Source organism: Bacillus cereus group sp. MYBK95-2, from assembly GCF_051915225.1.
In the GTDB taxonomy this organism is placed as follows: Bacteria; Bacillota; Bacilli; order Bacillales; family Bacillaceae_G; genus Bacillus_A; species Bacillus_A cereus.
Genome location: NZ_JBQAEH010000010.1, coordinates 179,029 through 205,432 on the forward strand (window position 1 = coordinate 179,029; position 26,404 = coordinate 205,432).

Here is a 26,404-nt window from a genome sequence, read left to right on the forward strand (position 1 = left end):
TACATATCTTTTTCATTCTATATAAATTAAATAATTAAAACAATGTATAAAAATGTATATTATTCGAAATATTATAATTCATAGGAGAACCTCTAGTATTTCACTTACTAGAGGTTCTTTCCACCTTATTATTCTTTATCTTTTTCTACTTCTTTTTTCTTATCTTCTACTACAGATACAACAGGTTTATCACTTGATAATTGTTGCACTGCTCCTTTTCCTGCAAATCCTTCTAATAGCTCTTTTAAGTCAATTCCAGAAGAAGCCTTTAACGTTTCTTGCATCGTTGCCATTAAATCAGTCGCATAGCCCGCAACTTTTCCGGCCCCGCTATTTTTACCACCGCCGCCTGTATCGACAACTGTGATTTTATCAATATTACTAAGCGGACTTGCAACTTCCTTCGCATAACTTGGAAGCATTTTAAGAACCATATCCATAATTGCCGCTTGACCATATAATTCAAATGCTTCAGCAATTTTTTGTTTCGCTTCTGCTTCTGCTAAACCTTTTAATCTAATAACATCTGCTTCTGCTGTACCTTGCGCTTTTTGTACTTCCGCTTTCGCTTGACCTTGCGCTTTTTCGATTTCCGCCTTCGCTAAACCTTCCACACGTACTTCTTCCGCACGAGCTCTCGCTTCAGCTTCAATCTTATATTGATCCGCATCTGCCTTTTTAATTTGTTTTACTTTTTCTGCTTCTGCTGATTGCTCAACAGCATAACGATCTGCATCTGCTTTTTTCTTAACTTCTGCATCGTATTGCTTTTCACGACGCGCAATCTCTTTTTCTTCTAACTCGATTTGCTTTTCACGCTCAATGATTTTAACGCGCATTTGCTCTTCTGTAACACCTTGTTGTGCTTTCGCTTGTTGTAATTCGTAAGAAAGATCCGCATCTGCACGTGCTTGCTCTTGTTCTCTCTTATAGGACTGTACTTTTAATTCTTTATGTTTTTCAGCTTCAGCGATTTGTGCATCACGTTGATATTCTGCTTCTTTTGCCTCTTTTTCAGCACGTGCTTTTTCAATACGTGCTTCTTTTTCACGCTCTGCATTTGCAATTGTTGCATCACGCTTAACTGTCGCAATTTGCGGCTGACCAAGCGCATCTAAGTATCCGTTTTTATCCATTATTTCTTTAATTGTGAAAGAAACAATGCGAAGTCCCATCTTCTTTAAATCTGTAGAAGCTACTTCATGTACCTTTTGAGCAAATTGCTCTCTATTACTATACGCATCCTCTACTGTCATAGAAGATAAGATTGCACGTAAGTGACCTTCTAAAACCTCTTTTGCTTCTACTTTTAACTCTTCTGTTTCTTTTCCTAAATATTGCTCAGCTGCAGTAGATACTTCTTCAATTGTAGAACCTACTTTAATAATAGAAACACCATTTACTGTAACTGGAACACCTTGCTTCGTATACGTATCACGTGTACCAACTTCTAATTTGTAGTTTAATAGGCTTAAAGGCTCTGCTCTTTGCATAATTGGAACTACGAAAGTACCGCCCCCGCGGATAATCTTAATCTTCTTTCCATCATCAGTGGTAACAACATTCTTTCCTCCACCAAGCCAGTTCCCTGTAACAATTAACGCTTCATCTGGACCAACCGTACGATACTTCGTAATGAATACTAAAATGAGTAGAATTAAAATTGCCAGTAAAACTCCACCGATAATTAATGGAATCGTCATGTAAATTCCCCCTTATAATTTTGGTTTTTTTAAAGAATAAGCGATGTTTTGTACAAGTAAAACACCATCTTGGACTCCCTCGATAATAACCTCTGTTCCTTGCGAAATATCTTTTTTTCCAACAGTTTTAGCTGGGATTGCATTACTTCCAAATTGGGATAAAATTAATACTTCACCAAATCCTTCTGTAGGAATTGTCGTAATGACTTCTCCTTTGCAACCGATAAATTCATCCATACGTTGTACGGTATTTTGTTCTGCTTCTGCAATCGGTTTTAAAATTAGTATTTTCATGATGAAAACACCGATAAAAGATATAGCAAATGCAGCCCCGAAAATAGTAATACTATTAAAGGAAAATAAGTACTCTCCTATATAACTAAGCCCACATAACATGGCGAAGAAACTAAGTAATAAAGTAACAACGGATACAGATCCGCCCCCAAAACTAAATATCGATTCAAATATATCTCCAAAGAAGATATAAATAACAGTGAGTATAGTAGCAATAATAAATCCATATAAATAAATTGTTTCAAGTGGATAACCAAACAAGACCATTTCTTATCCCCCTTTCTTAAACAATCCCTTTTTTGTTATGTGTATGCCCCACCTCTTTCAAAGATTATAGTTCTTAATTTTCAGTTATTTACTCTTTAAAGAAAAGCCTGTAAAACAGGCCCCTAAAAAAGAACAGGAGAAACCTATTGTGACAGGCTCCTCCTAGAAAATAACCGATATATTATATATCTATATAATATACTATTTTCCACAAAAAGTAAAGTTAAACATACACTGGAAAAGCGCTTATTTTCCCCCGATTGGTGTGGGCTAATAATCATTGGGGGATGAATGATTAAAGTTTCACTTTACTGATAATGAGTACGTTCCATCGCCATTATCATATTTATATACATACAAGTAATACTTGCCTGGTTTTGCATTAAATTTCGCTTCTATATGATTCCCATTGGCTTGACCGTAAGCTGCATAATTTTGCATATCTGATTCATGGTGAAGTACCCATGTCATCCCAATTCCATACTCATTTAAAACAGAAATGTCGATATCTTTCGCTGACGCTACATTAAATGTATAAACATCAGTGTGGTCCTCGCCAATAAGATGACCTTTTATCGTACTATTTAGCCCGATACGATTTGCTTCCTCTGGACGATTATTTGGTTCTGATTCTGTTAAACTTCCATCTTTAATCGTAACAGTTGTTTCGCTTCTGCTCTCTTTGCCTTTATCATCTTTTACTCTTAACGATACTTTATAAGAACCTTCTCTTTCATATACATGTACTGGATTCACTTCTACACTTGTGCTTCCATCTCCAAATTCCCATAAATAAGAAACAATTTTTCCATCTTCATCGTTTGAGCCATCACTTTTAAATTGAATTCCCTCTTTTACAAGACCGCTATAAGGGCCATTTATATTAACCGTTGGAGCTTTATTTTCTCCATCATCTTTTGCGATTCCATGGAAGACTACATCATATTCAAATTCATTTGAGCTATTCACACGATAATTGACGAAGTATGCTGTAACAGTTTTGTAGCCACTCCATTCTTTTTGCGCCAATTGTTCTAAAGATTCATTTACTCTTTTACTCATTGCTTTCCAATCTTCTGATTCACCTTTTGTGACACTACCTGTATACGTACCTTCTAATGTAAATGTATTAAAGAATTGAGAATTATGTTTTGTCATTTTTGTATCATTCATAGGCAACGTATCACTAATTTCTTTTTTCACTTCAGTTAACGATTTCGGTGCATGTTCAGCTAAATAATCATCTGCTACTTCCGGTACATTATATTTATCTTGATTATCAATTAACTGCTGCATATACTCTTGATACTCTTTATTTAACTTAGGATCTTTACTTAGATTTTCACGATATGCATCATAATTTTTCACGTCATTCGCACGAATCAAATCTTGAATTTTATCAAATGTTTCAAACTGATGCGTATATAAGTAAGACTGCAATGCGAACGAGTAATTATAGAAATCCCAAGAACCGTATTTAGCAAATAGTGTACGCTCTGCTGTATAACGGCTTGCAGGATCAGATGATAATCCGCTAATTATACTCTTTCTTGGTACAACGTTATTCGTACGAGTAGATCCTGCGAAAAACTCTGCATTTCCTTCTTGGAACCAAGTTAGCCTTTCATTTTGATACATATCTCCTCTTCCAAATAAACCAGGAACTTCATATCTCCCTTGCAGATAATGAGTAAATTCATGACGGAATAACTCTTCTAAACTATAAATACTTTGCTCTGGTGTACGCTCATATGTAAAGAATGTACCTGTCTCTTCAATATAAATTCCACCATTGTTTGTTTCATATCCATACAATTGTCTATTTAACTGATATTCATCTGGACTATTATAAATTACAATCGTTAATACATCATCCGCATTTCCTGGCTCTAACGCTTTGTCATTTCCAATTACACGGTGATACTGTGCCTTTACTTCCTTCGCAGCCCAATATAGTCTCTTAATTTTTTCTTCTGATACTTTATCTCCTGTTTTGAACACAATTGATCCATCGTCGAATGTATATGTTTTTGGTAAGTATTGCTCTTTTCCTTCTTTACGTATTTTCTCTAAATCTACTGTATTCCCGCTATAATCTTTACCATTATAATTTGTTGTAATTTGTTCTACCGCAACAAAATACGGTTCACTTAAGCGCGGGTACATATGCATTGCTTGTGTAACAACCTCTAATCCTTTATTTGGATTGCTATGAAACTTCCCTAAACGGCTAGCAAAATAAATTCCATTATTAACGAGCCATTTATTTTCTGACGTTACTTCATTTAGAAGAGCAATACGATTTATTTCATTAATAAACCCATCTACTTTTCCATACCACATCGTTTCATTCGCTTCTTTACGAGCCTCAGTTAAGTACGACTGTATATCATAGTCAATACCTTGCATAATATCGTATATTGCTTGTCCCTTCATTCGATCATTTACATAAGTAGTATAATTATCATTGTATTGCTTTAAAATATTCGATGCGTATTGAACCGTTTCAACATCGCTTGAAGCATTACTAATTAATTTACCGTATGCAGATACGACTGTATCTTGTTCAACTGTACCAAGCTTAAAGTTTGGATTTTTTGCGATTGCTTTTAAAGCAGGTAAACATTTATCCTGGAAGCTTCTTTCATTTAAGTCGCTTAATTCACTATTATAAAATGCAAGATAAAAAGCTGAACGCAGCACTTCAGTAAACGTTTGAATTCCTTTTGAATCATCTTTCGTAAATGTACTACCTCTATGAGCTAATTCATCTATAATGACTTGCATTTTTCCTTTATCTTTATAAAAAGCCTTTGCATCTTCATTAAACTGGAATAAGTCTGTAATTTGGTGCCATTTAATACTGCCTAACGTTTCAACTAATTCTTGGTCATTCATTTTGTTTAAATCAGCCATTGAATAGCTTTCTTTAACCTGCTTTACTGCAGTTTTCTTCGTAATAGATGCTGGTCGCTGTGAAAAATCTCCTACTTTTAAACGTTCTTGAAATGATAAAGTTTCATCAACTTTTGAAATATGTCCAACTTCATCTACCGACTTTTCAATTCCAACCGGTTTCGTTTTTAACACGTTATACGGTACTTTTTCTTCCGCTGCTGCATGAGTTTGAAGTGCGCCTAACGATAAAGCCATTGTACTGATGCTAAGCATCACTTTATTGATCTTTGATTTCTTGTTCATATCCTGACCCCCTATTTTAATATTCCATTCAAGAATTTAACATAAAATCTGGATGTAACAATATAAAATGCAATATTTCATATTATTTCTTCCTATAATTTGTACATATCGTGAACGCATTGCTCTTTACCTCCCTAAAACAAATTGCATCCTTTCACATTATAAAAAGGGAATTTTTTGACAATTAAAAACTTAATTGTTATGATTATTATAATTGTTAACTTTATTAAATAAGGGTGGGATTCTATGATAAAAAAAGAAAACAGTGTATTTTATATCTCCTTCTTGCTAACAACATTATTCATTATATGGGGAATTACCCCAGCAAGTTGGATACAAGGCTACGATTTACAAAGTGTTACATCTTCTTTAAACTCATTTATCCTCAATAAATTTGGATGGTTTTACTCTCTACTTATGACTACAATGATTATTTTGGCTGCTTATTTAGCATTTTCCAAGTACGGTTCTATTCGTCTCGGTAAAGATGGAGAAAAGCCAAAATATAATTATCCATCTTGGCTATCCATGTTGTTTGGGGCAGGAATGGGAATTGGACTCCTCTTTTATGGAATCGCTGAACCGATTTCACATTTTACAGATCCGTTAACAGGAAAAGCAGGTACAGAAGAAAGCGCCAAACTCGCTATGCAATATTCATTTTTCCACTGGGGACTCTTTCCGTGGTCACTATACGCAATGGTCGCTTTAACAATTGCATATTTCACATTCCGCAAACAAAAAGGTAGCACTATCGGGGCTACAGTTACTCCATTATTTAATCGATCGAAAAATTCTCGTATCGGAAAAACAGTTGATATTTTAGCTGTTTTAGCCACAGTGTTTGGCATTGTACCATCTGTTGGGATTGGTGCTCAACAAATTGCTGGAGGATTAAGCTATTTATTCCCTTCCATTCATAACACTTTACTTACCCAGCTCGTACTTATAGCTACCTTCGCTGTTTTATATTTAACAAGTGCACAAACTGGCTTAGATCGTGGGATTAAATATTTGAGTAACTTGAATTTCTCTCTTGCAGGTATTTTACTCATCTCTTTCTTATTTTTAGGACCAACTGTATTTATTATGAAATATTTCACATCTACACTCGGTTCTTATATTGGAGCTTTACCTAGTATGGGATTAAATTTAGGAGCATTTAATGAAAAATCTTCTGCTTGGATTGAAAACTGGACTATTTTCTATTGGGGATGGTGGATCTCTTGGTCTCCATTCGTCGGTACATTCATCGCTCGTATTTCTAAAGGACGCACAATAAAAGAATTTATTTTTGGAGTTGTATTAGTCCCAACCCTTATCTGTACATTTTGGTTTGCAGTATTTGGTGGTACCGCAATTCATATGGAAATGTTCCAATCGCTTGGAATAGCTGATGAAATTGCAAAAAATGGTACAGAGATTGGATTATTTGCTGTTATTTCACATCTACCATTCTCTACATTTTTAACGATTATCGGGTTAATTTTAGTAGCCACATTTTTCGTTACTTCTGCCGATTCAGCAACATTTGTTGTTTCAATGCAAACGAGTAACGGAAGCTTATCACCGAAAAATAGTTTAAAACTTATATGGGGATTAACAATCGCGATAATTGCCGCTATTTTATTACAAGCTGGAGGATTAAATGCACTACAAATCGCAGCTATCATCGCAGCACTACCATTTTCTATCGTAGTCGTTCTTATGGTCATTTCGCTCTTTAAGGAGCTGCGAAAAGAAGATGTTAATTTGCAAACAAAAGAAGTATCTCAAAAAATAAAAAAGGTTATGTAACGATTAGCACCTCAAATTACTTCTGAATCCGTAACAACTGAGGGAAAAGTAGATTAATAAAACCCATTCGTATGAAATATAATTTTCATACGAATGGGTTTTCACTCTATTATATAGTGTTGTAAACATGCCTTCTCCTCAAATCCTACTTTCTTGTACAATTTCATCGCACGATCATTATTCGTATTCAAACATAATTCTATCTCCTTCATTCCTTGGAAGGAAATAATATACTGAATTGCCTTTTGTAATAACCGCTCTCCGACACCTTTTCTTCTACTATTTTCAGCGGTTGCAATAAATTCGATATTCGCTTCTTGAAACTCTGGATTTACTTCCACATATACATAACCTTCTAACTTATCATTCTTCATACTTACAAATAATTTATTCGTATTACTTAAACGTTCAATAATTTTGTTTCCGTCATAATACGTATTAGAAAACACATGATTGTGTAAAGCGATAAACTGCTCAAACACTTGTGGTAAAGCCTCTTCTACATTACATATAATACGGTGCTCCACAATATTATTTAAAACGAGAATACTATGTCGACCTTGTTCTTTTGCATGTAAATTCCTCATTAAACGGGCACAATTATTATTTTCCACATGATAAAAACCATAAAATCTCTCAATATGAAAAGGCACCTTTTCTATAAGTTCCTTCCACATATGTAAAGCAACTTCTTCCCAATTCTCTGCGATAATAAACGGCCCCCATATCTCTGCACATTTCTTTACTTCATCCACATCAAATCCTAATAAACCTATTAAATTATTATTCTCATAAGTAGCAACAAAAGATTGTTCCCAGCCTATATCTGAAAAATCATGAATAATTGTCTGTAACAACTCCTCTTTCTCATCTCCACAATAGCCAACATGATGAGTAGCATCTTTATTCATATTCGCAATAAATGCTGCCACCTCTTCAATTTTCAAAATAGAACTGACATACATAACCTCTCCTCCTTCACTAATATATTCACACCTTTTCCATTTATATCCTTCTAAAAAAGACATCACCATAAGCATATTTCAAAATGAAATCGCCATGATAATGTCTTCTCAAAAACTCATATAATCATCTTACGTTATAATAAGATAAAACGTTTTTTATTTCTTAAATAATCTCTTTCTAAATACAAACATACTCAGTGCTGAAAGAACTAACGCTATGCCTGAAAGTAATGTTGATGTATTCTCTTGTCCACCTGTTGCTCCTAATGATTTCTTACTTTCTTCTTGCTTATTAACAGCTGGTTTATTTTCTTTCACAACTTGATTATTCACGTTTTGTTCTTGGACTACTACTGATTGATTTACCGCGTCTTTTGAACCTTCAATTTCTTTTCCTGTTTCTTTTACCTCCGCTTTCGATCCTTCAACTCCTGTTGTTGGCTCGTCCACTTCCTCTTTCGCTTCTTCAACTTCTTTCGTTGGCTCTTTTACTTCCTCTTTTACTTCTTTTACCGGTTCTTTCACTTCTTCTTTTTTACCTTCAACTTCTTTTACCGGTTCTTTCACTTCTTCTTTTTTACCTTCAACTTCTTTTATCGGTTCTTTCACTTCTTCTTTTGTTTCTTCAACTTCTTTTACCGGTTCTTTCACTTCTTCTTTTGTACTTTCAACTTCTTTTACTGGCTCTTTCACTTCTTCTTTTGTACTTTCAACTTCTTTTACTGGCTCTTTCACTTCTTCTTTTGTACTTTCAACTTCTTTTACCGGTTCTTTCACTTCTTCTTTTGTACTTTCAACTTCTTTTACCGGTTCTTTCACTTCTTCTTTTGTTTCTTCAACTTCTTCTTTTTCCACTATATTCTGTATAACTGTTCCGTTAAACCTGATGCTAATTTCATCAGAATCTAAATCAAATTTATACACCTTTTCACCTAGGGTATTCCATTTTATTACTCCGTTATTAAACGTCCCTCCCTCACTTGCCAATTGAATATTTTCAATACTTTCTCCTTCTAAATCATATACAGGAACTTGAATTTCTTCGTTTATTTTTGCATCATTTAAAATGATATTTTGTCTTCCAACATCAATTGTAAACCACTGACCTAATTGTATTAACGGCCTTACATCACGAATCTCATTTCCAGCTAAATTTAAGCTAAATAAGTTTAGCATGGAACCAATAACCGTTACATCTTTAATATGATTGTCCGCAAGATTTAACCACTGTAAATTTTCCAATGAAGATAGTGGTGTTATATCTTCAATTTGATTATGAGATACATTCACATTATTCAATTGTTTCAAGTTTGAGATAAACTCAATATTTTTCAGGCCTACTCCTTCTAAAGTGAGGTTTTCTAAGTTCGTCATGTATTCTAAACCTGTTATATCTTTTATCTCATTTCCTTTTTCTTTAAGTATCTCTAATTTTTTAATCTGTAATAAATCTTCTTTTGTGATAGGAGCGTTTACATTCTCTCTACCTAAATTCTCTTTATTAATATGTTGTTGTAAAGTTTTATCGAGAATTACATTTTGACTTTCTTTTTGTTTTTCAACTATATTCTGTATAACCGTGCCATTAAATCTTATTTTACTTTCAGTAGAATTAGTATCTAGTTTAAATTCATATATTTTTTCTCCAGGACTATTCCATTTTATAAATCCGTTATTCAGAGTAGCCCCCTCACTTTGTAGATTAATATTTTGAAGTGGCTCTCCTTTAAGGTTGTATACTGGGATTTTTATTTCTTCATCTACACTTGCTTCATTTAAAAAGATTTTTTGTCTTTGAATGTCAATTGAAATTCGCTTACCTAATTCCTCAACAGGCCTTACGTCAAAAATTTCATTAGCTCCAAGATTTATCTCATGTAAATTTGTTAAAGTGCTCAACGGCGATATATCAGAGATATAATTCTCTTCTAAATTCAGCACTTGTAAATTTCCTAATTGAGATAATGGTGATATATCTTTTATTTCACTATCAGAAATTTCTAGTTCAATAAGATTACTCATTTTACTAATAGATTCAACATTATTAATTTTATTGTTCCCTATCCATAATAGTTCCACATTATTTAATCGATCAATTCCCGTAAGATCACTGATTTGATTATTTGCTAAGTATAATTGTTTCATAGTTGATAATGTAAATAATGGCTGGATATCTTTAATGTTATTACCGATTAAATCTAATGTTTTAATTTTTTTCATTTTACTTAATGGTGTAAGATCAGAAATTTTATTATCTCTTAAAAAAAGCATATTAATATTCTCTAACTGCTCAATTGGGTGAATACTTTCAATTGAATTAGACGTTAAATCAACGTACTTCAAACCTCTCAACTTCGAGATGGCTGATATGTCTTTTACATTAGACTCTCGTAACGTCAACTTCTCTAAATTTGTCATATACTCTAAACCAGTTATTTTATTTATTCCTTTACCTGAATAAATGGATAAAGTTTTAATTTGTAATAAATCTTTCTTTGTGATTGGCGCATCTACATTATCTCTATTTAAGTTATATTTATTAATATATTTTTGTAATTGCTTATCTAATATTACATTTCCGTTTTCATCTTGTTGCTCCTCTTTATTTTTCTTTTGTTTTTCTGGAACATTGTTCTCTAAATTCAATGTATTTACTTCAAACTGTACTTGGTACTTATTGTCATAGGACATTGTTGGAATATAAATATGCATTCGCATATTATACCTTTTTCCTAATTCCCCTACTTCAAACTGAATCACTTTCGTTCCATTTTTCTTTTTGTCTTCTGATATTACTTTCACATCATGAAACACACCTGGAGTGTGAATATCCTCTGTCTTCAAGTATTGAAAGAAATCACTATCACTTAACGTTGCTGTTACAATTTTCTTTCCATTCTCAATTGTTAATTTCGGATCCTTTATATAAACAGCTGCCATAGACTCTTCATTCGTTTTATCTTTATACGCTTTAATAACAGCGTCATATGTACCATCTTCTAAACCTTGTCCAGTTTTATTCACCTCAATTGCTACTGCCGCTAAAGCAGGTGTTGAATACACAGCAAACGGAAGTGATAACGCCGCCGCTATAATCATTGCATTTATACGTTTTCTTTTATTTTGTTTCAACTTTACATCTCCTCCGAAATATATAATTCAAAATGTAATCATTTCTCGAATAAATGATAATGATTTTCATTATCGTTGTCAACTGAAAAAATAAAAAGTTTACAAAAAAAGAACCTCTTTAAAAGAGGTTATGCCATTTTCTCACCTGATTCTTCTCTAAAAAAGCTTTTCATCGCATGAAATACGTCTGCTTTTTGCTTTAAAATATAGTATCTAAAGTTTTCATCTTTAATATTTTTATAGGCTGACATGAGTGTACTGTGGCGGTTGTACTGATTCACTTCCCCATACCCAAACATATTACACTTCTTCATTAGCTCTTCAACAAGTTTTACACATCTAGCATTATCTGATGTTAAATTATCACCATCTGAAAAATGGAATGGATAAATATTATAGCGGTCAGGTGAATATTTATTATCGATAAGTTCTAATGCTTTTTTATATACGGAAGAACATATTGTTCCGCCACTTTCTCCTTTTGAGAAAAATTCTTCTTCTGTAACGACTTTCGCTTCTGTATGATGAGCAATAAATTCAATATCAACTGTTTCATACTTTGTGCGTAAAAATCTTGTCATCCAGAAAAAGAAGCTACGTGCCATATATTTCTCCCATATTCCCATCGATCCACTCGTATCCATCATCGCTAATACAACAGCTTTTGAATCTGGCTTTAATACTTCATTCCAAGTGCGGAACTTTAAGTCTTCTTGATGAATTGGATGAAAAGATGCTTTACCACCCATCGCATTTCGTTTATATGCGGATATCATTGTTCGTTTCTTATCGATATTTCCCCATAATCCTGTTTTTCTAATGTCATTAAATTCAACATGTTCAATCCGGTTTTCATCCATTTCTTTTCTCTTTAAATTAGGCAGTTCTAACTCTCTGAAAAACGCTTGCTCTAATTCTAAAATAGAGACTTCAGCTTCATAGTAATCTTCCCCAGCTGCATCTCCTGCTCCTTGCCCTTTTCCTGGCCCTTTTTGTTTTTGACCACCTGATCCATCTCTCGCAACGACATCACCAACTTTGCTGTCACCGTTTCCTTGCCCAACATGTTTATTTTTATCATAATTGTATCTAATCTTATATTCATCTAGAGAACGAATTGGTATTTTTACAACATCCTTGCCATTAGACATAACTATACTTTCTTCTGTTACAAGATCGGGTAAATTATTCTTAATTGCCTCTTGTACTTTTTCTTGATGGCGCTGTTGGTCGTCATATCCTTTGCGATGGAGGGACCAGTTTTCCTGTGAAATCGTATAATTTGGTTGATTTTCTTCGCCCATTCCTTTCCCTCCTTACTGTAATTGTCTTCCTGTATGAACAGCAATCTATAAATTTTGTTCTGTAATGTGCAAGCTAGAATGTTTGAAAGGTAACTGCCCACAGAAAATCATCCCATAAACATTTATAACGTTTTTCATACAATACCCCGAGCATCCTAAACAAAATTTTGCCACTCACATAATAGAAAGAAATATTCAGCCACTGATAAGAAAGAAACACAATGCATTGTTGCACACATTTTTACTTTGCAACATATTGTATTGTGTTGGCTTTTTTCGTATGAATGGTTGGTTACTCTATCATATGCATATTGTAAAAATAATTGACAATAAATTCATGAAATTGCATCTTAATTTATTACATTTGGACAAGGTATGACACTTTATACACATATGAACGGATAATAAAACGCTGTCCCGCAAAATACAAGAGACAGCGTTTTGTTATCAAACTATCTGTTTAACAAGCTACCTACATAGCGTAGTAATTCGTTTGCTGAAGAAGAATTATAGCCATGCTCATCAATTAAACGCGCAACAACATCATTGATTTTCTTAAGCTGATTTTCGTCCGGCGTTTTCGTTGATGTTGTAATTTTCACTATATCTTTTAAATCAGCAAATAGTTTTTTCTGAATCGCTTCACGAAGACGTTCATGTGAATTATAATCAAAGCGTTTTCCTTTACGGGCATAAGCAGAAATGCGAATTAAAATCTCTTCACGGAACGCTTTCTTAGCATTTTCTGAAATTCCAATTTGCTCTTCAATTGAGCGCATTAATTTTTCATCTGGACTCATTTCTTCTCCTGTTAACGGATCACGTAATTTCGATTTATTGCAGTACGCCTCAACGTTATCTAAGTAATTATCCATAAGCGTCTTAGCTGATTCTTCATATGAATAAACAAACGCTTTTTGTACTTCTTTCTTCGCGATTTCATCGTATTCTTTTCTCGCTAATGAGATGAAGTTCATGTAACGTTCACGGTCTTCATTACTAATGGATGGATGCTGATCTAGCCCATCTTTTAAAGATCTAAGTACATCTAACGCGTTAATAGATGGTACCTCTTTTCGAATGATTGTAGACGAAATTCGGTTAATGACATAACGAGGATCAATACCCTTCATACCTTCATCTTGATATTCGCGTTGTAATTCTTCTACATCAATCGCATTATAACCTTCTACCGTTTCTCCATCATACAAACGCATCTTTTTAATTAAATCAATATCCGGACGCTTCGGATCTTTTAAACGAGTTAAAATAGTGAACATTGCTGCAACGCGAAGTGTGTGTGGTGCAATGTGAACATTCGATACATCACTTTCACGAATCATTTTTTCATAAATATGTTCTTCTTCACTTACTCGTAAATTATAAGGAACTGGCATTACAATAATTCTTGAGTGCAATGCTTCATTTTTCTTATTTGCTATAAATGAGCGATACTCTGTTTCATTCGTATGCGCTACAATTAATTCATCTGCTGAAATAAGCGCAAATCTTCCCGCTTTGAAATTCCCTTCTTGCGTAAGCGATAATAAGTGCCATAAAAACTTCTCATCGCATTTTAACATCTCTTGGAACTCCATCATTCCTCGGTTTGCCTTATTTAACTCTCCATCAAATCGATACGCACGCGGATCTGATTCTGAACCATATTCTGCAATCGTAGAAAAGTCCAGACTACCTGTTAAATCTGCAATATCCTGTGATTTTGGATCAGACGGGCTAAATGTACCAATCCCTGTACGGCGATCTTCAGAGAAGAAAATACGCTCTACAACTACATCCTCAATTCTTGATCCGTATTCTTGCTCTAAACGCATGACATTTAGTGGTGATAAATTCCCTTCAATTCTAACCCCATACTCATCAAAGAAATCATCTCGTAAATGATGTGGAATTAAATGCAGTGGATCCTCGTGCATTGGGCATCCTTTAATTGCAAAAATTGCTCCGCGATCTGTTCTTGAATATGTTTCTAATCCTCGTTTCAACATTGTAACTAACGTTGATTTCCCTCCACTAACAGGACCCATTAATAATAAAATTCTTTTTCTAACATCTAATCGTTTTGCAGATGGATGAAAATATTCCTCTACAAGACGTTCTAGAGCATCCTCTAATCCAAAGAGCTGATTACTAAAGAAGTTATACTTTCTTCTACCATCAACTTCTTCAATTCCAGCGTCTTTTATCATATTGTAAATGCGAGAGTGTGCTGTTTGAGCCACCCATGGTCTTTCTTTCACAAGCTCCAAATACTCCGCAAACGTACCTTCCCATTGTAAACGTTCTTCTGCTGCTCGATGCTGTTCAATCTTTTTTAGAATATCCATTATAGCTCCTCCCCCATCTCCTTGTTCAATCGGATTATTATAAAAGGTATGCTAGGATGTCCTTAAACATTCTTTAAATCAAAACGAAATATATAATAGCACGCTAAAATTCTCTCCAAAATTCAAAGAAAATTCTGTATAATATAGGTATTAACATTTTTACACTGCTATTCATTATAAATAAATTCTTTTCTTCTAAGAACCTTACATACATTTTGGATAATAAATAAAACTCATAAACCGAAAACAGTAAGGAGGATATTAGTATGAAATTATTATTAATTTTAGGTGTATCACTCACATTTCTTACAGCTATTTTTACATCCGGTTACAATGACAAACCAGGTACACATAAAAAATGATGTGCTTTTAGCACATCATTTTTTTATTTATAATACATATTTTCCATATCATATTTGGATAGTGGTCGGCTATAATAATAACCTTGTACAAGCTTCACATTCTTTTCTTTCAAAAACTGTATTTGCTCCTTTTTTTCTACTCCTTCTGCAATTATATTCAATTCTAAAGTATGAGCTAAATGAATAATTGCAGCTGTAATATTCGTATCACGTTCATCTATATGTATACCTTCCATAAAAGAACGATCAATTTTTAAAGTATCAATTGGATATGTTTTTAAATAACTTAAAGATGAATAGCCTGTTCCAAAATCATCTAAATGAATCTTTAAATTTTGTTCTTTTAATTGTAGTAACACTCTCTTTGATATATCTTTATGTATAAGAGCTCCTTCTGTAACCTCTATCGCTAATAAATGAGCTGATACATTGTACTTATTTAAAGCCCGTGTAATCATCTCTATTAATGTAATAGAACGAAAGTGTCTAGCTGAAATATTAACCGCAATTGGGACCACTTCATATCCTTTATTTAACCATTCGCGCAGTTGCTGACACACTTGATTTACTACCCATTCATCGAGCTTAATAATAAATCCTGTTCTTTCTGCCAACGGAATAAATTGGTTTGGAGAAACAAATCCTAATTCCTTATTCTCCCACCTTATTAAAGCTTCCATACTAGCTATTTTTTTCGTTTCAATATTAATTTGTGGCTGATAATATAAGAAAAATTCATTTTTTTCTATAGCACGATGTAACTGGTTTTCTATTATAAACCTTTGTTCACGCTCACAGTCTAATCCACTACAATAAAAATGATAATGTCCTTTTCCTTTTTCTTTTGCTTTTTCTAAAGCAGCATCGACCCTCTGAAATAGTATTTTTTCATCTTCTCCATCTGCTGGAGCCATTACAATTCCAATTGATGCACTTAAATATACATCTTCTTCTTCGATTACAAAATATTCACTAATATTTTTCAGTATGCTTTTTGCAACTTCCTCTACATATTCTTTCTTTATATTTTCTATCAACATAACAAATTGATCATCGTGTTCTCTAAATAAGTGCATACCTTCTATTTTTAGATTGCTTAAACATTCTGTAACTTTTTGTAATACTTTATCTCCCTCTTTATGACCAAATGTATCATTAATACGATGAAACTCATCTAAATCTATAAATACAAGCGCAAAATTTACACTCTCATTTAAAAAAGTATTTAACTTATTTGTACATGAAATTCTATTCATTAATCCCGTTAACTGGTCATAGTAAGCTAAATATTCTGTTCGCATTTCGTTTAATACTTGCCTTGTAACATCTCTCGTAACAATATAAATCCCAACAATTTCACCGTTCACAATAATCGGGATAGTTCTCAAAGAAATATATAGCTCGTACCCTTCTTTATGAACATATTTCTTTGAAACAATTTGTTTTGCTTTTCCTTGCATCGATCCCTTAAATATAATTTGAAAATCTTTTTCATATTCTTTATTAATGAATTCAAAAATAAATTTATTATTTAATTCCTCATACCGGTATCCAAATATTTCATACGTTGCCGGATTTGCATATGTAACTCTCCCTATAGAATCTATAGATATAATTGAGTCATTATTATATTCCAGTAACGACTTAAATAACATTTGTTTTTCCTCTATCTTTGTCTTCTCCTCAATTTGAGCTGTAATATCTCTTGTAATGCAAATAACAAATTGACATATTCCTTCTTCGTCGCAGACAGGATTAAGTGAAGATTCATAATGTATCTCACCTTTTGGTAAATTGACTACATCACAAAAGGTGTGTGCTTTCGCTTCTCTCACTACTTTTGCATATTGCCTTTGCAATATCCCCGCTATATCTTTTGGTAATACTTCTGCAAAAGTTTTTCCATAGCACTCTTCGCTTAACCTAGCATAATCCATTCCTATTTTATTCACATACATATATTGAAACGTTTCATTATCAATAACTTTCAATATGAATACTAAATCTTGAATAGCATGTAATAATCCTTGTCTAATTAAATCCATATCTATCATACTTAAAAAGGTATTTTGATTACTATATTCTTCCTTCATATTTATCTCAACCCGTCTTATCTATTTTTAATCATATATCCCATTCTATATGATTATGTCCTCTCTTTTAAATGTATGATTATATATTATTTTTATTTTATAAAAAAAAGTCGCCATATGGCGACTTTTAATAAACGATTTCTAAATCTAATCCAGGGTAATTTTGTTGACGGAACGCTTCATAAATTAAAATTGCTGCTGTATTAGATAAATTTAATGAACGTACTTTATCTGTCATTGGAATACGTAAACAATGATCAAAGTTTTCTTCGATTACATTAGCTGGTAAGCCGTTTGTTTCTCTTCCAAATACAAAATAGTAATCCTTCTCACGCTTGCTATAGTCAAACGCTGTATGAGCTTTCTCGCCATACTTTGTTAAATAGAAGAATTCACCGTCTTTATTTTTTTCATAAAATTCTTCAATTGAATCATAATACGTAATTTTTACGTGCTGCCAATAATCTAATCCTGCACGCTTTAACATTTTATCATCCGTTGAAAATCCAAGCGGTCTAATCAAATGTAATTCTGTTCCAGTTGCTGCACAAGTACGAGCAATATTCCCTGTATTTGCTGGAATTTCTGGCTGATATAAAACAACATGTACTCCCACGCGATATTCACCTCTGTTTTTTGTCTACTACGTATTATACCACTTGAGCGAAAAATCTCTACCCATTAATAATATGAAAGAATTTATATTTCATTTGTGGTGTATATTTACTAGAGTCTTCATAGTTCCAATAACGTCGACGGCTATTCGCTGAATGTGCATTTACAAGCGGCATACCATCTGCATCTTTTGCTACTACAATCGTCGTATGATTCCATCTTCCGTCATCCTCGAAATCATAAGCAATGACATCTCCAAGAATAAGTTCTTCTGGCCTCTCTACCGCCTCTGCTCGAAGTCCTGTTGTAGCACCTGACAAATACCAATAAAAAGAATGTGCAACAGCCCAGCTCCAACTCCACTGATTCTCCCTTTGCCACCATCCTTTACGAATATTAGGATACCCGTTCATAGGTACTTCTCCAGTATGAAGACATTGAGAAATGAAATTCGTACAATTATCAGGGAAATTACGATACATAGGATTCCGGTCATCCCACCAACGCTCTGCATATTTCACTGCCTCTAAACGATTATACTGATAAGAACCGTACTTCTCTTTCGTAATATCCCTTTCTAATGTCTCACCCATTCTAATTTCTTCTGACACTTCAATAGCAGAATCGCCTATAATTCGACTATTATTTAAACAAACTCTTCGTTTTAATTGTTCCTCTTCAATATAAAATAATTCTTTATGCTTAATTAAATATTTAAAATGTATTTGATAATCAATTTCTTGATGGTCATTACTATTTAATTGTCTAATGAAAGAAACATCCGCAGTTGCTTTCACTATATGTGCACTACGCCTTTGAAACAATTGTTTCTTTCTCAGTGCCATTTGTAGTAAATCCTCAGCAATACCATCCACATTCGTTCTTTTCTCCGTTATATATGCTAAAAATTGTTGTACTTGGTTTTCAATCTTCGTTTTTACAACCATTCTGTCTCCCTCCCATATTACAATATGAAAAAGGGAAATATTATCTACTCTTTTTTCTGTGCTAACAATTCAAGCCCGCGATTCATTTCATGAAGCACTTCTTCATCTTTCTCACGTTCCATCGCTTTCTCAATCGCTTCGCCTACTCCATCTCCGCCAATTTTCCCAAGTGCCCATGCTGCCGTTCCGCGTAGTACCGGTCTTGGGTCATCTTTCATAACACCAATTAAATCTGGAATTGCCGATGCTTCTTTAAAATGTGCTAATGCTAAAATCGCATTTCTTTGCAGTGGTTTTTTCCCTCTCCATGACCCTGACATAATCCCATATTTCTCTTTAAAATCACGATTACTAATTGTTAAAAGTGGCGTTAATAATGGTTTAACTAGCTCAGGATCCGGCTCCATCTCAGGATGATTATGAAAATCCATTCCTTTGTTTTTCGGACAAACAGTCTGACACGTATCACATCCATATATGCGATTTCCTATTTTATCGCGATATTCTTCAGGTAGGAATCCTTTCGTTTGTGTTAAAAACGCAATGCACTTCTTCGAATCTAACTGTCCCCCCTGTATTAAAGCACCGGTAGGGCAAATATCGATACATTTCGTACAGCCTCCGCATTGATCTTCTATCGGCTTATCTGGCGGGAATGGAACATTTGTAATCATTTCCCCTAAGTATACGTACGAACCAAATTCAGGTGTAATAATAGAGCAGTTTTTACCGCTCCATCCAATACCAGCACGCTCTGATACAGCTCGATCACTTAATTCACCTGTATCAACCATGGACTTCACTTCTATATCGGGAAGTTTTTCAATTAAATATGCCTCTAATTTTTGCAAACGATCTCGTAAAACAAGATGATAATCTTGTCCCCAAGAAGCACGACAAAAAATCCCACGGCGTTCTCCACGCTTACTTAATGGTGCATTTTTTAATTTTGAAGGATATGCTAAAGCAATCGCAATAATTGATTTAGCACCCGGTAATAACAGTTGCGGATTCGTTCTCTTCTCTATATCAGGCTCTTCAAATCCAGATTGATAATTTAATTGTTGTTGCTGGATTAAGCGCTGCTTTAATTCCTCAAAAGGAGAAGCGCTCGCAAAGCCTATTTTATCTATGCCAATTGTTTTACTATACGCAATTACATCTTGCTTTAATTGTTCAAAATCCACTCTTAATCGCCTCCTCAGATGAATCCACCCCTTATGTAACCACTCTATTGGTTAGTAATTCACGTTTGGAATACTATCATTTACTTCTATTTTCGCATGTAATTATATTTTTCAAACATTAAAAAACGCAATGCCTCGTTTATCTCGGAAACGAAACACTGCGTTGATCACAATTTATAGAAAAACTTTTAATAAAATTTGGAGCGGGTGAAGAGAATCGAACTCTCGACCAGAGCTTGGAAGGCTCTTGTTTTACCACTAAACTACACCCGCAAATATGAATTACATATAAGATATTAGAATAACTTATGTAAAATAGTATAGCATGTAAAAAAAGTAGAGGCAAGAATTTTATCGAAAAAAGTCGAAAAAGTGATGAGAGACCTCATCACTTTTTCAATTCTTTATCAATTGCCTTCTTCATACTATCAAAATCAGGATTTGCAAGATTTCCGTTTACATATACAGAAGGAGCACCTTGAACTTTTAATTTTTGAGCACGATCTGAATCTTTACTTACTTTTTCTTTAATGTCTTTACTGTGTAAATCTTTCTTAAATTGCTCTACATCAACTTTTGGAAGTTTCTCTTTCACAATGCTAAGAAGCAAATCTTCTGTAATCCATTCTTCCGTATCTTTCTTTTGATTTTGATAAATCTCATCATAGAAAATCCAGAATGAATCTTTATCTTGTTTATAAATTGCTTCACCAGCTGCTGCACCTAAATCTGAGTCTTTTCCGATAAATGGGAAGTTAATAAAATATAACTGCACTTTGCCTTTATCAATATACTCTTCTTTTAATCGAGGTAATACTGTTACATCCCAAGTACGACAAGCAGGACATTTAAAGTCTCCAAATTCAACTACCTTAACTGGAGCATCATCTTTCCCTAAAGATTGTTGCGTAGAATAAGCAAACATCTCATTCCCTTTATCTTTTTTGTCATTTATGATGCTATACGCAATTGTTCCAATTACAATCAATACTGCGATAGAAAAAACTATACCAAGAGCCATGAGTTTATTTGATTTCATATACATTCCTCTTTAAATTCATATTCTGTATACAGCATTGTACACAATACACATAATATCAACACTTATATACGTCACGCAATGAACACGCTCACATAAATTACAAAAACACAATAATTGTGACGATATTGTGTCACAATTTGTCACAATTTATTCAAAAAAAGAAGCTCCTCTATAGGAACTTCTCTTAACTTACTGCTTTTTTACGCGCGCTATTTAACATCGACTGCTCTATTTTTATATCATGACGAATTACCAATTTCTCACTAACTGCTTGAACATACTCATCATGGCTTATATAGCCTTCTTTCTCCATTAGTCTCAAAACGACATTACGTCTCTCTACTGCTTTATCATAATTTTGGGCAGGTGAGTAATAAGCAGGTGCTTTTACTACAGCAGCCATCATTGCACTTTCAGCCAACGTTAATTGGTTCACCTTTTTACCGAAGTAAAGGTTTGCTGCTTTTTCAATTCCCCATGCTCCTTCTCCATAATAAATATTGCTTACATATAATTTTAATATTTCATCCTTCGTAAATGTGCGTTCAATTTTTTTCGTATAAAAAATCTCTTTCCACTTCCGAGAAAATGTACGTTCATTCGTTAAAAAGGCATTTTTAGATAGCTGCTGTGTAATTGTGCTTCCTCCTTGCACGACACCACCAGCCTTTATATTCTCAACAGAGGCCCTAATAATTGCTATATAATCTAAACCGTTATGATGATAAAATCTTTTATCTTCTGTCGCAATAAATGCATGTGTTAATGATTCTGGCACCTCTAACTTAGCCGGTACATGTAATTTACTAATATCACTTTTCTCAATCATTACATTTCCAATGAATAATAACGTACAACTTAACAATAATAATAATATAATGGCTTTATAAAAAAGTTTAGTCATTGGATTTAATGCAACTTTTTGATGATAGTTCACCCTAGATAATACTCGTTCTTTCATCTTGAACACCTCTTTTCCACACAGCATATAACTCTTACTTTAAGAATACATTATTGTAAAAAAATATCCCATCGATTTCTCTTACACGTACCTTACATCATTGTAAGGTATAAAGTGAAACTTTAATCGGTCCTCATTAATCAAGCTTACTGCCCAGCAAATAGTGGGATAAAAAAGTATTGTATCACAGTCTTTTTTTATCTACTATTCATCTGAAATATTGAATATAGGTTATGTTAAAGTACGAATAACCAATAAAAGAGAAACCCTTAAGACTATTATATTTTCACTTTACACTTTAATTATATCATCTACAAATATATATACTTTTGACTATCTAGTAATCTAAATGTATATAACATATAGATTTATTATACAGAACAAACGTTCCCAAAATCAATACTAGTGCTATTATTATTTTGACCTTTTTCTTAAACAGTATACAAAAAAAGAGTAGTGATTCGAATGTATCTCAAATCGGCTACTCTTTTCTTTACAATCTTCCTATTAAATTATACGGCTGTACTTCCCACGTTTCATACGGAATAAAATGTGTTGCTCTCATTGCATCAAGCGTTCTGGATTTCATATGAGGACGCGTTATATACTCATCTATGTTCTCTTCATTTAAATCAACAAATTTAGCCTCTTGTATTTCTTCAGGTTGAATTTTTATTTCACCACTTATATATGCTACTTTAAAAACGACAGCTAGAATATGCATAGAAGTATTATAATAAACGCCTGTAATTCCGATAGGCTTCACCGTTAACCCTGTTTCCTCTTTTATTTCCCTACAGACAGCTTGATCGAGCGCTTCGCCTTCTTCTACCTGTCCTCCTGGCAACTCCCACGTATCAGCTCGCCAGTGCACTTTTGTTAATAACACTTCATTTTTTTCATTTGTTAAATAACCTGCTACAGCAACGATATGCTTTGGTGTCTTATGTTCCATATTAAGCCTCCTAGAGATAATGAATATTTTATATATCCCTATAATCATATTCCCTACCTACAACAAAATACCTTTAATACTTCATCACCTTAATTAACTTCATAAAAAAGACCCTATCCGCTAAGCGAAAAGGGTCATCTATCGTATTACTCTCCTAAGTCTACGTTGTGATAAACTTGTTGAACATCTTCTAAATCTTCTAATGCATCAACCATTTTCTCAAATTGTGCTTGAGCATCTTCAGGAAGTGTTACATCACTTTGTGCAAGCATTGTTAATTCTGCAACTGTAAACTCCTCAACGCCAGCACCTTTAAGTGCAGATTGTACTGCATGAAATTGATCTGGTTCAGCATACACGATAACAGAATCTTCTTCTTCTAGAATGTCACGTGCATCTACATCTGCTTCCATTAAAATTTCAAGAACTTCATCTGATGTTTTACCTTCAAGGCCGATAACAGCTGTCGCATCAAACATGTAAGCTACAGAACCGTTCACACCCATATTACCACTGTTTTTGCTAAATGCAGCTCGTACATCTGCTGCAGTACGGTTTACGTTATTTGTAAGTGTATCTACAATAACCATAGCTCCATTTGGTCCGAATCCTTCATAACGAAGCTCGTCATAATTTTCTTCTGAACCGCCTTTTGCTTTTTCAACTGCACGATCAATAATTGTTCTTGGAACATTGTATGTTTTCGCACGCTCTAATACAACTCTTAGTGCTTGGTTTGATTCTGGATCTGGCTCGCCTTGTTTTGCTGCCACATAAATTTCACGCCCAAATTTCGCGTATATACGGCTTGTATTTGCATCTTTTGATGCTTTTTTGTCTTTAATATTGTTCCATTTACGGCCCATACTTTCCACTCTCTTTCCCGTTTTAAATCTACATAAAAATATTAATATGAAATATAATGTGTGTTCAACACATTTTTAAAAGAAATATAAAAAGTTCATTTTTGATTCATATTACAGACATAATATAAATCACTATCATTTTGTTCTTTCGACAAGTTATATTATACATGAATTCCTACGTTTATTACGAATTTTAGAAGCACATAGTATAATTTAACAAAAAGACTCTAACATTTCTGTTACAGTCTTTTTATATTGCCAATAAAGATTTCCATATTATTCCCATAATTGTTTTCTATTGTTGTATAATAAAAATAGGAAAAAATTTGAAGAAAAGATGGAGGGTGAATTATGACACATTCCAAAGACAAAAAATCACATGCTTTTAAAGGAATAGGAGAAAAATTAAACCCAACTATCTATCAAGTGAGATTCATGAAATTAGATGAACCAATTCGATTTGAGTCGTTTCCTGAATTAAAGGAATTAGGAGACTGGTTGAGTACTTCAACGCACATGTGGTCATGCCACTCAACTATGTACAAATACAACAGAGAAGAGTTTGAAAAGAAGTTCTTAGAAATTACGAAATTAACAGCTGATCATGTACTAATATCTACTGGTGGCGTCGGATTTAACTTCATGTCACCAGGTTGGAGAAATTCTCTATAAAATAATGAAATTATATAAAGGGATAAAAATTTATCCCTTTATTGTTTTGTAGCTTTCCCCAACTGTATCGCATGTACTAAATGAATAAGTTTACCTTAATCATTTATAACCATTTCATCAACACACCATTTTGCTTATTTTATAGTGTGATGAAAATATAAAAAGACTCTACACATTTGGTGTAGAGTCTTTTATTACGCCGTTCATGATACCGATGGTCGGGGTCGAACCGACACTCCCGAAGGAACACGATTTTGAGTCGTGCGCGTCTGCCAATTCCGCCACATCGGCACAAAAGAAAAGGCGGCAACCGGATTTGAACCGGTGATAAAGGTTTTGCAGACCTCTGCCTTACCACTTGGCTATGCCGCCATATAAAATTTTATTGGAGCGGAAGACGGGATTCGAACCCGCGACCCCAACCTTGGCAAGGTTGTATTCTACCACTGAACTACTTCCGCAAAAATGGCTGGGCTAGCTGGATTCGAACCAGCGCATGACGGAGTCAAAGTCCGTTGCCTTACCGCTTGGCTATAGCCCATCGAATTCTTACTTAATTATATGTAAGTATCCATTAGATTATTTGTAATTTTTAAAATAAAAATGGGGCGACTGATGGGAATCGAACCCACGAATGCCGGAGCCACAATCCGGTGCGTTAACCACTTCGCCACAACCGCCATGTTGTGTAAATATATTTGGCAGGGGCAGTAGGAATCGAACCCACACTGGAGGTTTTGGAGACCTCAGTTCTACCTTTAAACTATGCCCCTATGTAAATGGTGGAGGGGGGCAGATTCGAACTGCCGAACCCGAAGGAGCGGATTTACAGTCCGCCGCGTTTAGCCACTTCGCTACCCCTCCGAAACTTACATGGTGCCGGCTAGAGGACTTGAACCCCCAACCTACTGATTACAAGTCAGTTGCTCTACCAATTGAGCTAAGCCGGCGTATTTTATTAAAATAAATGGTGGCTCGGGACGGAATCGAACCGCCGACACGAGGATTTTCAGTCCTCTGCTCTACCGACTGAGCTACCGAGCCTTATTAAAATGGCGGTCCCGACCGGGGTCGAACCGGCGATCTCCTGCGTGACAGGCAGGCATGTTAACCACTACACCACGGGACCATTTGGTTGCGGGGACAGGATTTGAACCTGCGACCTTCGGGTTATGAGCCCGACGAGCTACCGTGCTGCTCCACCCCGCGATAATACTATTCATATAAAATTTATATGGTGGAGGATGACGGGATCGAACCGCCGACCCCCTGCTTGTAAGGCAGGTGCTCTCCCAGCTGAGCTAATCCTCCAAAGTGGTGACCCGTACGGGATTCGAACCCGTGTTACCGCCGTGAAAGGGCGGTGTCTTAACCACTTGACCAACGGGCCAAATATTATAAATCCTATGGCGGAGAGCAAGGGATTCGAACCCTTGATACGCTTGTGACGTATACACGATTTCCAATCGTGCTCCTTCGGCCAACTCGGACAGCTCTCCAATGGCTCCGCAGGTAGGAATCGAACCTACGACCGATCGGTTAACAGCCGATAGCTCTACCGCTGAGCTACTGCGGAATAATATTGCCTGGCAACGTCCTACTCTCACAGGGACAAGGTCCCAACTACCATCGGCGCTAGAGAGCTTAACTTCCGTGTTCGGTATGGGAACGGGTGTGACCTCTCTGCCATCAT

At 34.6% G+C, this 26,404-nt stretch carries 17 protein-coding genes, 16 tRNA genes and 1 rRNA gene; 2 read left to right on the top strand and 32 right to left on the bottom strand.

The window, feature by feature from the left end; genetic code table 11:
* Window positions 1-128: 128 nt before the first annotated feature.
* From ACTFN4_RS25700 to colA, 3 genes are all read right to left on the bottom strand, one after another.
* The gene (locus tag ACTFN4_RS25700; RefSeq protein WP_000155021.1) at window positions 129-1,703 is read right to left on the bottom strand and encodes a flotillin family protein; all 1,575 of its coding nucleotides are present in this window, start codon (window positions 1,701-1,703) and stop codon (window positions 129-131) included.
* A gap of 12 nt (window positions 1,704-1,715) precedes the next feature.
* The gene (locus ACTFN4_RS25705) at window positions 1,716-2,264 is read right to left on the bottom strand and encodes an NfeD family protein (protein ID WP_000242445.1); all 549 of its coding nucleotides are present in this window, start codon (window positions 2,262-2,264) and stop codon (window positions 1,716-1,718) included.
* Between the two features lie 303 nt (window positions 2,265-2,567).
* The gene (colA, locus tag ACTFN4_RS25710) at window positions 2,568-5,465 is read right to left on the bottom strand and encodes a collagenase ColA (RefSeq protein WP_001036409.1); all 2,898 of its coding nucleotides are present in this window, start codon (window positions 5,463-5,465) and stop codon (window positions 2,568-2,570) included.
* Between the two features lie 246 nt (window positions 5,466-5,711).
* On the opposite strand from colA, the gene opuD reads away from it, so the two are divergent.
* On the top strand, window positions 5,712-7,262 hold the full coding sequence (gene opuD / locus ACTFN4_RS25715) for a glycine betaine transporter OpuD (protein ID WP_000591577.1): 1,551 nt from the start codon (window positions 5,712-5,714) through the stop codon (window positions 7,260-7,262).
* A 101-nt stretch (window positions 7,263-7,363) separates the two neighbouring features.
* On the opposite strand, the gene ACTFN4_RS25720 is transcribed toward opuD, so the two are convergent.
* The 13 genes from ACTFN4_RS25720 to ACTFN4_RS25780 form a co-directional block, all read right to left on the bottom strand.
* Window positions 7,364-8,227 (bottom strand): GNAT family N-acetyltransferase, encoded by an 864-nt coding sequence (locus ACTFN4_RS25720; RefSeq protein ID WP_098213502.1) that lies wholly within the window; start codon window positions 8,225-8,227, stop codon window positions 7,364-7,366.
* 156 nt (window positions 8,228-8,383) lie between these two features.
* Entirely contained in the window at window positions 8,384-11,359 is a 2,976-nt protein-coding gene (locus ACTFN4_RS25725; RefSeq protein ID WP_439962960.1) for a leucine-rich repeat domain-containing protein, read from the bottom strand.
* 128 nt (window positions 11,360-11,487) lie between these two features.
* On the bottom strand, window positions 11,488-12,663 hold the full coding sequence (gene yhbH / locus ACTFN4_RS25730) for a sporulation protein YhbH (RefSeq protein ID WP_000503517.1): 1,176 nt from the start codon (window positions 12,661-12,663) through the stop codon (window positions 11,488-11,490).
* A 452-nt stretch (window positions 12,664-13,115) separates the two neighbouring features.
* On the bottom strand, window positions 13,116-15,011 hold the full coding sequence (locus ACTFN4_RS25735; RefSeq protein WP_000353273.1) for a PrkA family serine protein kinase: 1,896 nt from the start codon (window positions 15,009-15,011) through the stop codon (window positions 13,116-13,118).
* 385 nt (window positions 15,012-15,396) lie between these two features.
* Window positions 15,397-17,466 carry a sensor domain-containing protein gene (locus ACTFN4_RS25740; protein ID WP_000657172.1) on the bottom strand — a complete coding sequence of 690 codons (2,070 nt, stop codon included), beginning with the start codon at window positions 17,464-17,466 and terminating at the stop codon, window positions 15,397-15,399.
* Window positions 17,467-17,593: 127 nt separating this feature from the next.
* A complete protein-coding gene (trmL, locus tag ACTFN4_RS25745; RefSeq protein WP_000538147.1) occupies window positions 17,594-18,082 on the bottom strand; it encodes a tRNA (uridine(34)/cytosine(34)/5-carboxymethylaminomethyluridine(34)-2'-O)-methyltransferase TrmL in 489 nt (162 codons plus the stop codon).
* Window positions 18,083-18,140: 58 nt separating this feature from the next.
* Window positions 18,141-19,028 (bottom strand): amidase domain-containing protein, encoded by an 888-nt coding sequence (locus ACTFN4_RS25750; protein ID WP_000260591.1) that lies wholly within the window; start codon window positions 19,026-19,028, stop codon window positions 18,141-18,143.
* A gap of 44 nt (window positions 19,029-19,072) precedes the next feature.
* Entirely contained in the window at window positions 19,073-20,215 is a 1,143-nt protein-coding gene (gene queG, locus ACTFN4_RS25755; protein WP_000345215.1) for a tRNA epoxyqueuosine(34) reductase QueG, read from the bottom strand.
* 199 nt (window positions 20,216-20,414) lie between these two features.
* A tRNA-Gly gene (locus ACTFN4_RS25760) sits at window positions 20,415-20,488 on the bottom strand.
* A 115-nt stretch (window positions 20,489-20,603) separates the two neighbouring features.
* Window positions 20,604-21,254, bottom strand: coding sequence for a DsbA family protein (locus ACTFN4_RS25765; protein WP_000841307.1), 651 nt, complete (start codon window positions 21,252-21,254; stop codon window positions 20,604-20,606).
* A gap of 187 nt (window positions 21,255-21,441) precedes the next feature.
* Entirely contained in the window at window positions 21,442-22,218 is a 777-nt protein-coding gene (locus ACTFN4_RS25770; RefSeq protein ID WP_000664715.1) for a transglycosylase domain-containing protein, read from the bottom strand.
* Between the two features lie 493 nt (window positions 22,219-22,711).
* Entirely contained in the window at window positions 22,712-23,173 is a 462-nt protein-coding gene (locus tag ACTFN4_RS25775; protein ID WP_000400455.1) for an NUDIX hydrolase, read from the bottom strand.
* A 146-nt stretch (window positions 23,174-23,319) separates the two neighbouring features.
* Window positions 23,320-24,039 (bottom strand): YebC/PmpR family DNA-binding transcriptional regulator, encoded by a 720-nt coding sequence (locus ACTFN4_RS25780; RefSeq protein WP_000532952.1) that lies wholly within the window; start codon window positions 24,037-24,039, stop codon window positions 23,320-23,322.
* Between the two features lie 351 nt (window positions 24,040-24,390).
* On the opposite strand from ACTFN4_RS25780, the gene ACTFN4_RS25785 reads away from it, so the two are divergent.
* A complete protein-coding gene (locus tag ACTFN4_RS25785) occupies window positions 24,391-24,711 on the top strand; it encodes a DUF3884 family protein (RefSeq protein ID WP_000149743.1) in 321 nt (106 codons plus the stop codon).
* Window positions 24,712-24,920: 209 nt separating this feature from the next.
* Here the strand turns inward: ACTFN4_RS25785 and ACTFN4_RS25790 are convergent.
* The 16 genes from ACTFN4_RS25790 to rrf form a co-directional block, all read right to left on the bottom strand.
* Window positions 24,921-25,002, bottom strand: a tRNA-Leu gene (locus ACTFN4_RS25790).
* A gap of 10 nt (window positions 25,003-25,012) precedes the next feature.
* Window positions 25,013-25,083: transfer RNA gene (locus tag ACTFN4_RS25795), tRNA-Cys, on the bottom strand.
* Window positions 25,084-25,097: 14 nt separating this feature from the next.
* Window positions 25,098-25,172, bottom strand: a tRNA-Gly gene (locus tag ACTFN4_RS25800).
* 5 nt (window positions 25,173-25,177) lie between these two features.
* Window positions 25,178-25,252: transfer RNA gene (locus ACTFN4_RS25805), tRNA-Gln, on the bottom strand.
* A gap of 63 nt (window positions 25,253-25,315) precedes the next feature.
* A tRNA-His gene (locus tag ACTFN4_RS25810) sits at window positions 25,316-25,391 on the bottom strand.
* Window positions 25,392-25,410: 19 nt separating this feature from the next.
* A tRNA-Trp gene (locus ACTFN4_RS25815) sits at window positions 25,411-25,484 on the bottom strand.
* A 7-nt stretch (window positions 25,485-25,491) separates the two neighbouring features.
* Window positions 25,492-25,575 (bottom strand) — tRNA-Tyr (locus ACTFN4_RS25820).
* 10 nt (window positions 25,576-25,585) lie between these two features.
* Window positions 25,586-25,661, bottom strand: a tRNA-Thr gene (locus ACTFN4_RS25825).
* An 18-nt stretch (window positions 25,662-25,679) separates the two neighbouring features.
* A tRNA-Phe gene (locus ACTFN4_RS25830) sits at window positions 25,680-25,755 on the bottom strand.
* Between the two features lie 9 nt (window positions 25,756-25,764).
* Window positions 25,765-25,840: transfer RNA gene (locus ACTFN4_RS25835), tRNA-Asp, on the bottom strand.
* Window positions 25,841-25,843: 3 nt separating this feature from the next.
* Window positions 25,844-25,920: transfer RNA gene (locus ACTFN4_RS25840), tRNA-Met, on the bottom strand.
* Window positions 25,921-25,946: 26 nt separating this feature from the next.
* Window positions 25,947-26,022 (bottom strand) — tRNA-Val (locus tag ACTFN4_RS25845).
* 4 nt (window positions 26,023-26,026) lie between these two features.
* Window positions 26,027-26,101: transfer RNA gene (locus tag ACTFN4_RS25850), tRNA-Glu, on the bottom strand.
* A gap of 17 nt (window positions 26,102-26,118) precedes the next feature.
* Window positions 26,119-26,210, bottom strand: a tRNA-Ser gene (locus tag ACTFN4_RS25855).
* Window positions 26,211-26,212: 2 nt separating this feature from the next.
* Window positions 26,213-26,287, bottom strand: a tRNA-Asn gene (locus ACTFN4_RS25860).
* A gap of 8 nt (window positions 26,288-26,295) precedes the next feature.
* Window positions 26,296-26,404: ribosomal RNA gene (gene rrf / locus ACTFN4_RS25865) — 5S ribosomal RNA — on the bottom strand; the annotation flags it as partial.

Bases quoted from the DNA above. Each gene is read 5' to 3' on its own strand.
- ACTFN4_RS25700 (WP_000155021.1), bottom strand. From the start codon at position 1,703: ATGACGATTCCATTAATTATCGGTGGAGTTTTACTGGCAATTTTAATT.
- ACTFN4_RS25705 (WP_000242445.1), bottom strand. From the start codon at position 2,264: ATGGTCTTGTTTGGTTATCCACTTGAAACAATTTATTTATATGGATTT.
- colA (WP_001036409.1), bottom strand. From the start codon at position 5,465: ATGAACAAGAAATCAAAGATCAATAAAGTGATGCTTAGCATCAGTACA.
- opuD (WP_000591577.1), top strand. From the start codon at position 5,712: ATGATAAAAAAAGAAAACAGTGTATTTTATATCTCCTTCTTGCTAACA.
- ACTFN4_RS25720 (WP_098213502.1), bottom strand. From the start codon at position 8,227: ATGTATGTCAGTTCTATTTTGAAAATTGAAGAGGTGGCAGCATTTATT.
- yhbH (WP_000503517.1), bottom strand. From the start codon at position 12,663: ATGGGCGAAGAAAATCAACCAAATTATACGATTTCACAGGAAAACTGG.
- ACTFN4_RS25735 (WP_000353273.1), bottom strand. From the start codon at position 15,011: ATGGATATTCTAAAAAAGATTGAACAGCATCGAGCAGCAGAAGAACGT.
- ACTFN4_RS25740 (WP_000657172.1), bottom strand. From the start codon at position 17,466: ATGAAGGAAGAATATAGTAATCAAAATACCTTTTTAAGTATGATAGAT.
- ACTFN4_RS25750 (WP_000260591.1), bottom strand. From the start codon at position 19,028: ATGGTTGTAAAAACGAAGATTGAAAACCAAGTACAACAATTTTTAGCA.
- ACTFN4_RS25765 (WP_000841307.1), bottom strand. From the start codon at position 21,254: ATGAAATCAAATAAACTCATGGCTCTTGGTATAGTTTTTTCTATCGCA.
- ACTFN4_RS25770 (WP_000664715.1), bottom strand. From the start codon at position 22,218: ATGAAAGAACGAGTATTATCTAGGGTGAACTATCATCAAAAAGTTGCA.
- ACTFN4_RS25775 (WP_000400455.1), bottom strand. From the start codon at position 23,173: ATGGAACATAAGACACCAAAGCATATCGTTGCTGTAGCAGGTTATTTA.
- ACTFN4_RS25780 (WP_000532952.1), bottom strand. From the start codon at position 24,039: ATGGGCCGTAAATGGAACAATATTAAAGACAAAAAAGCATCAAAAGAT.
- ACTFN4_RS25785 (WP_000149743.1), top strand. From the start codon at position 24,391: ATGACACATTCCAAAGACAAAAAATCACATGCTTTTAAAGGAATAGGA.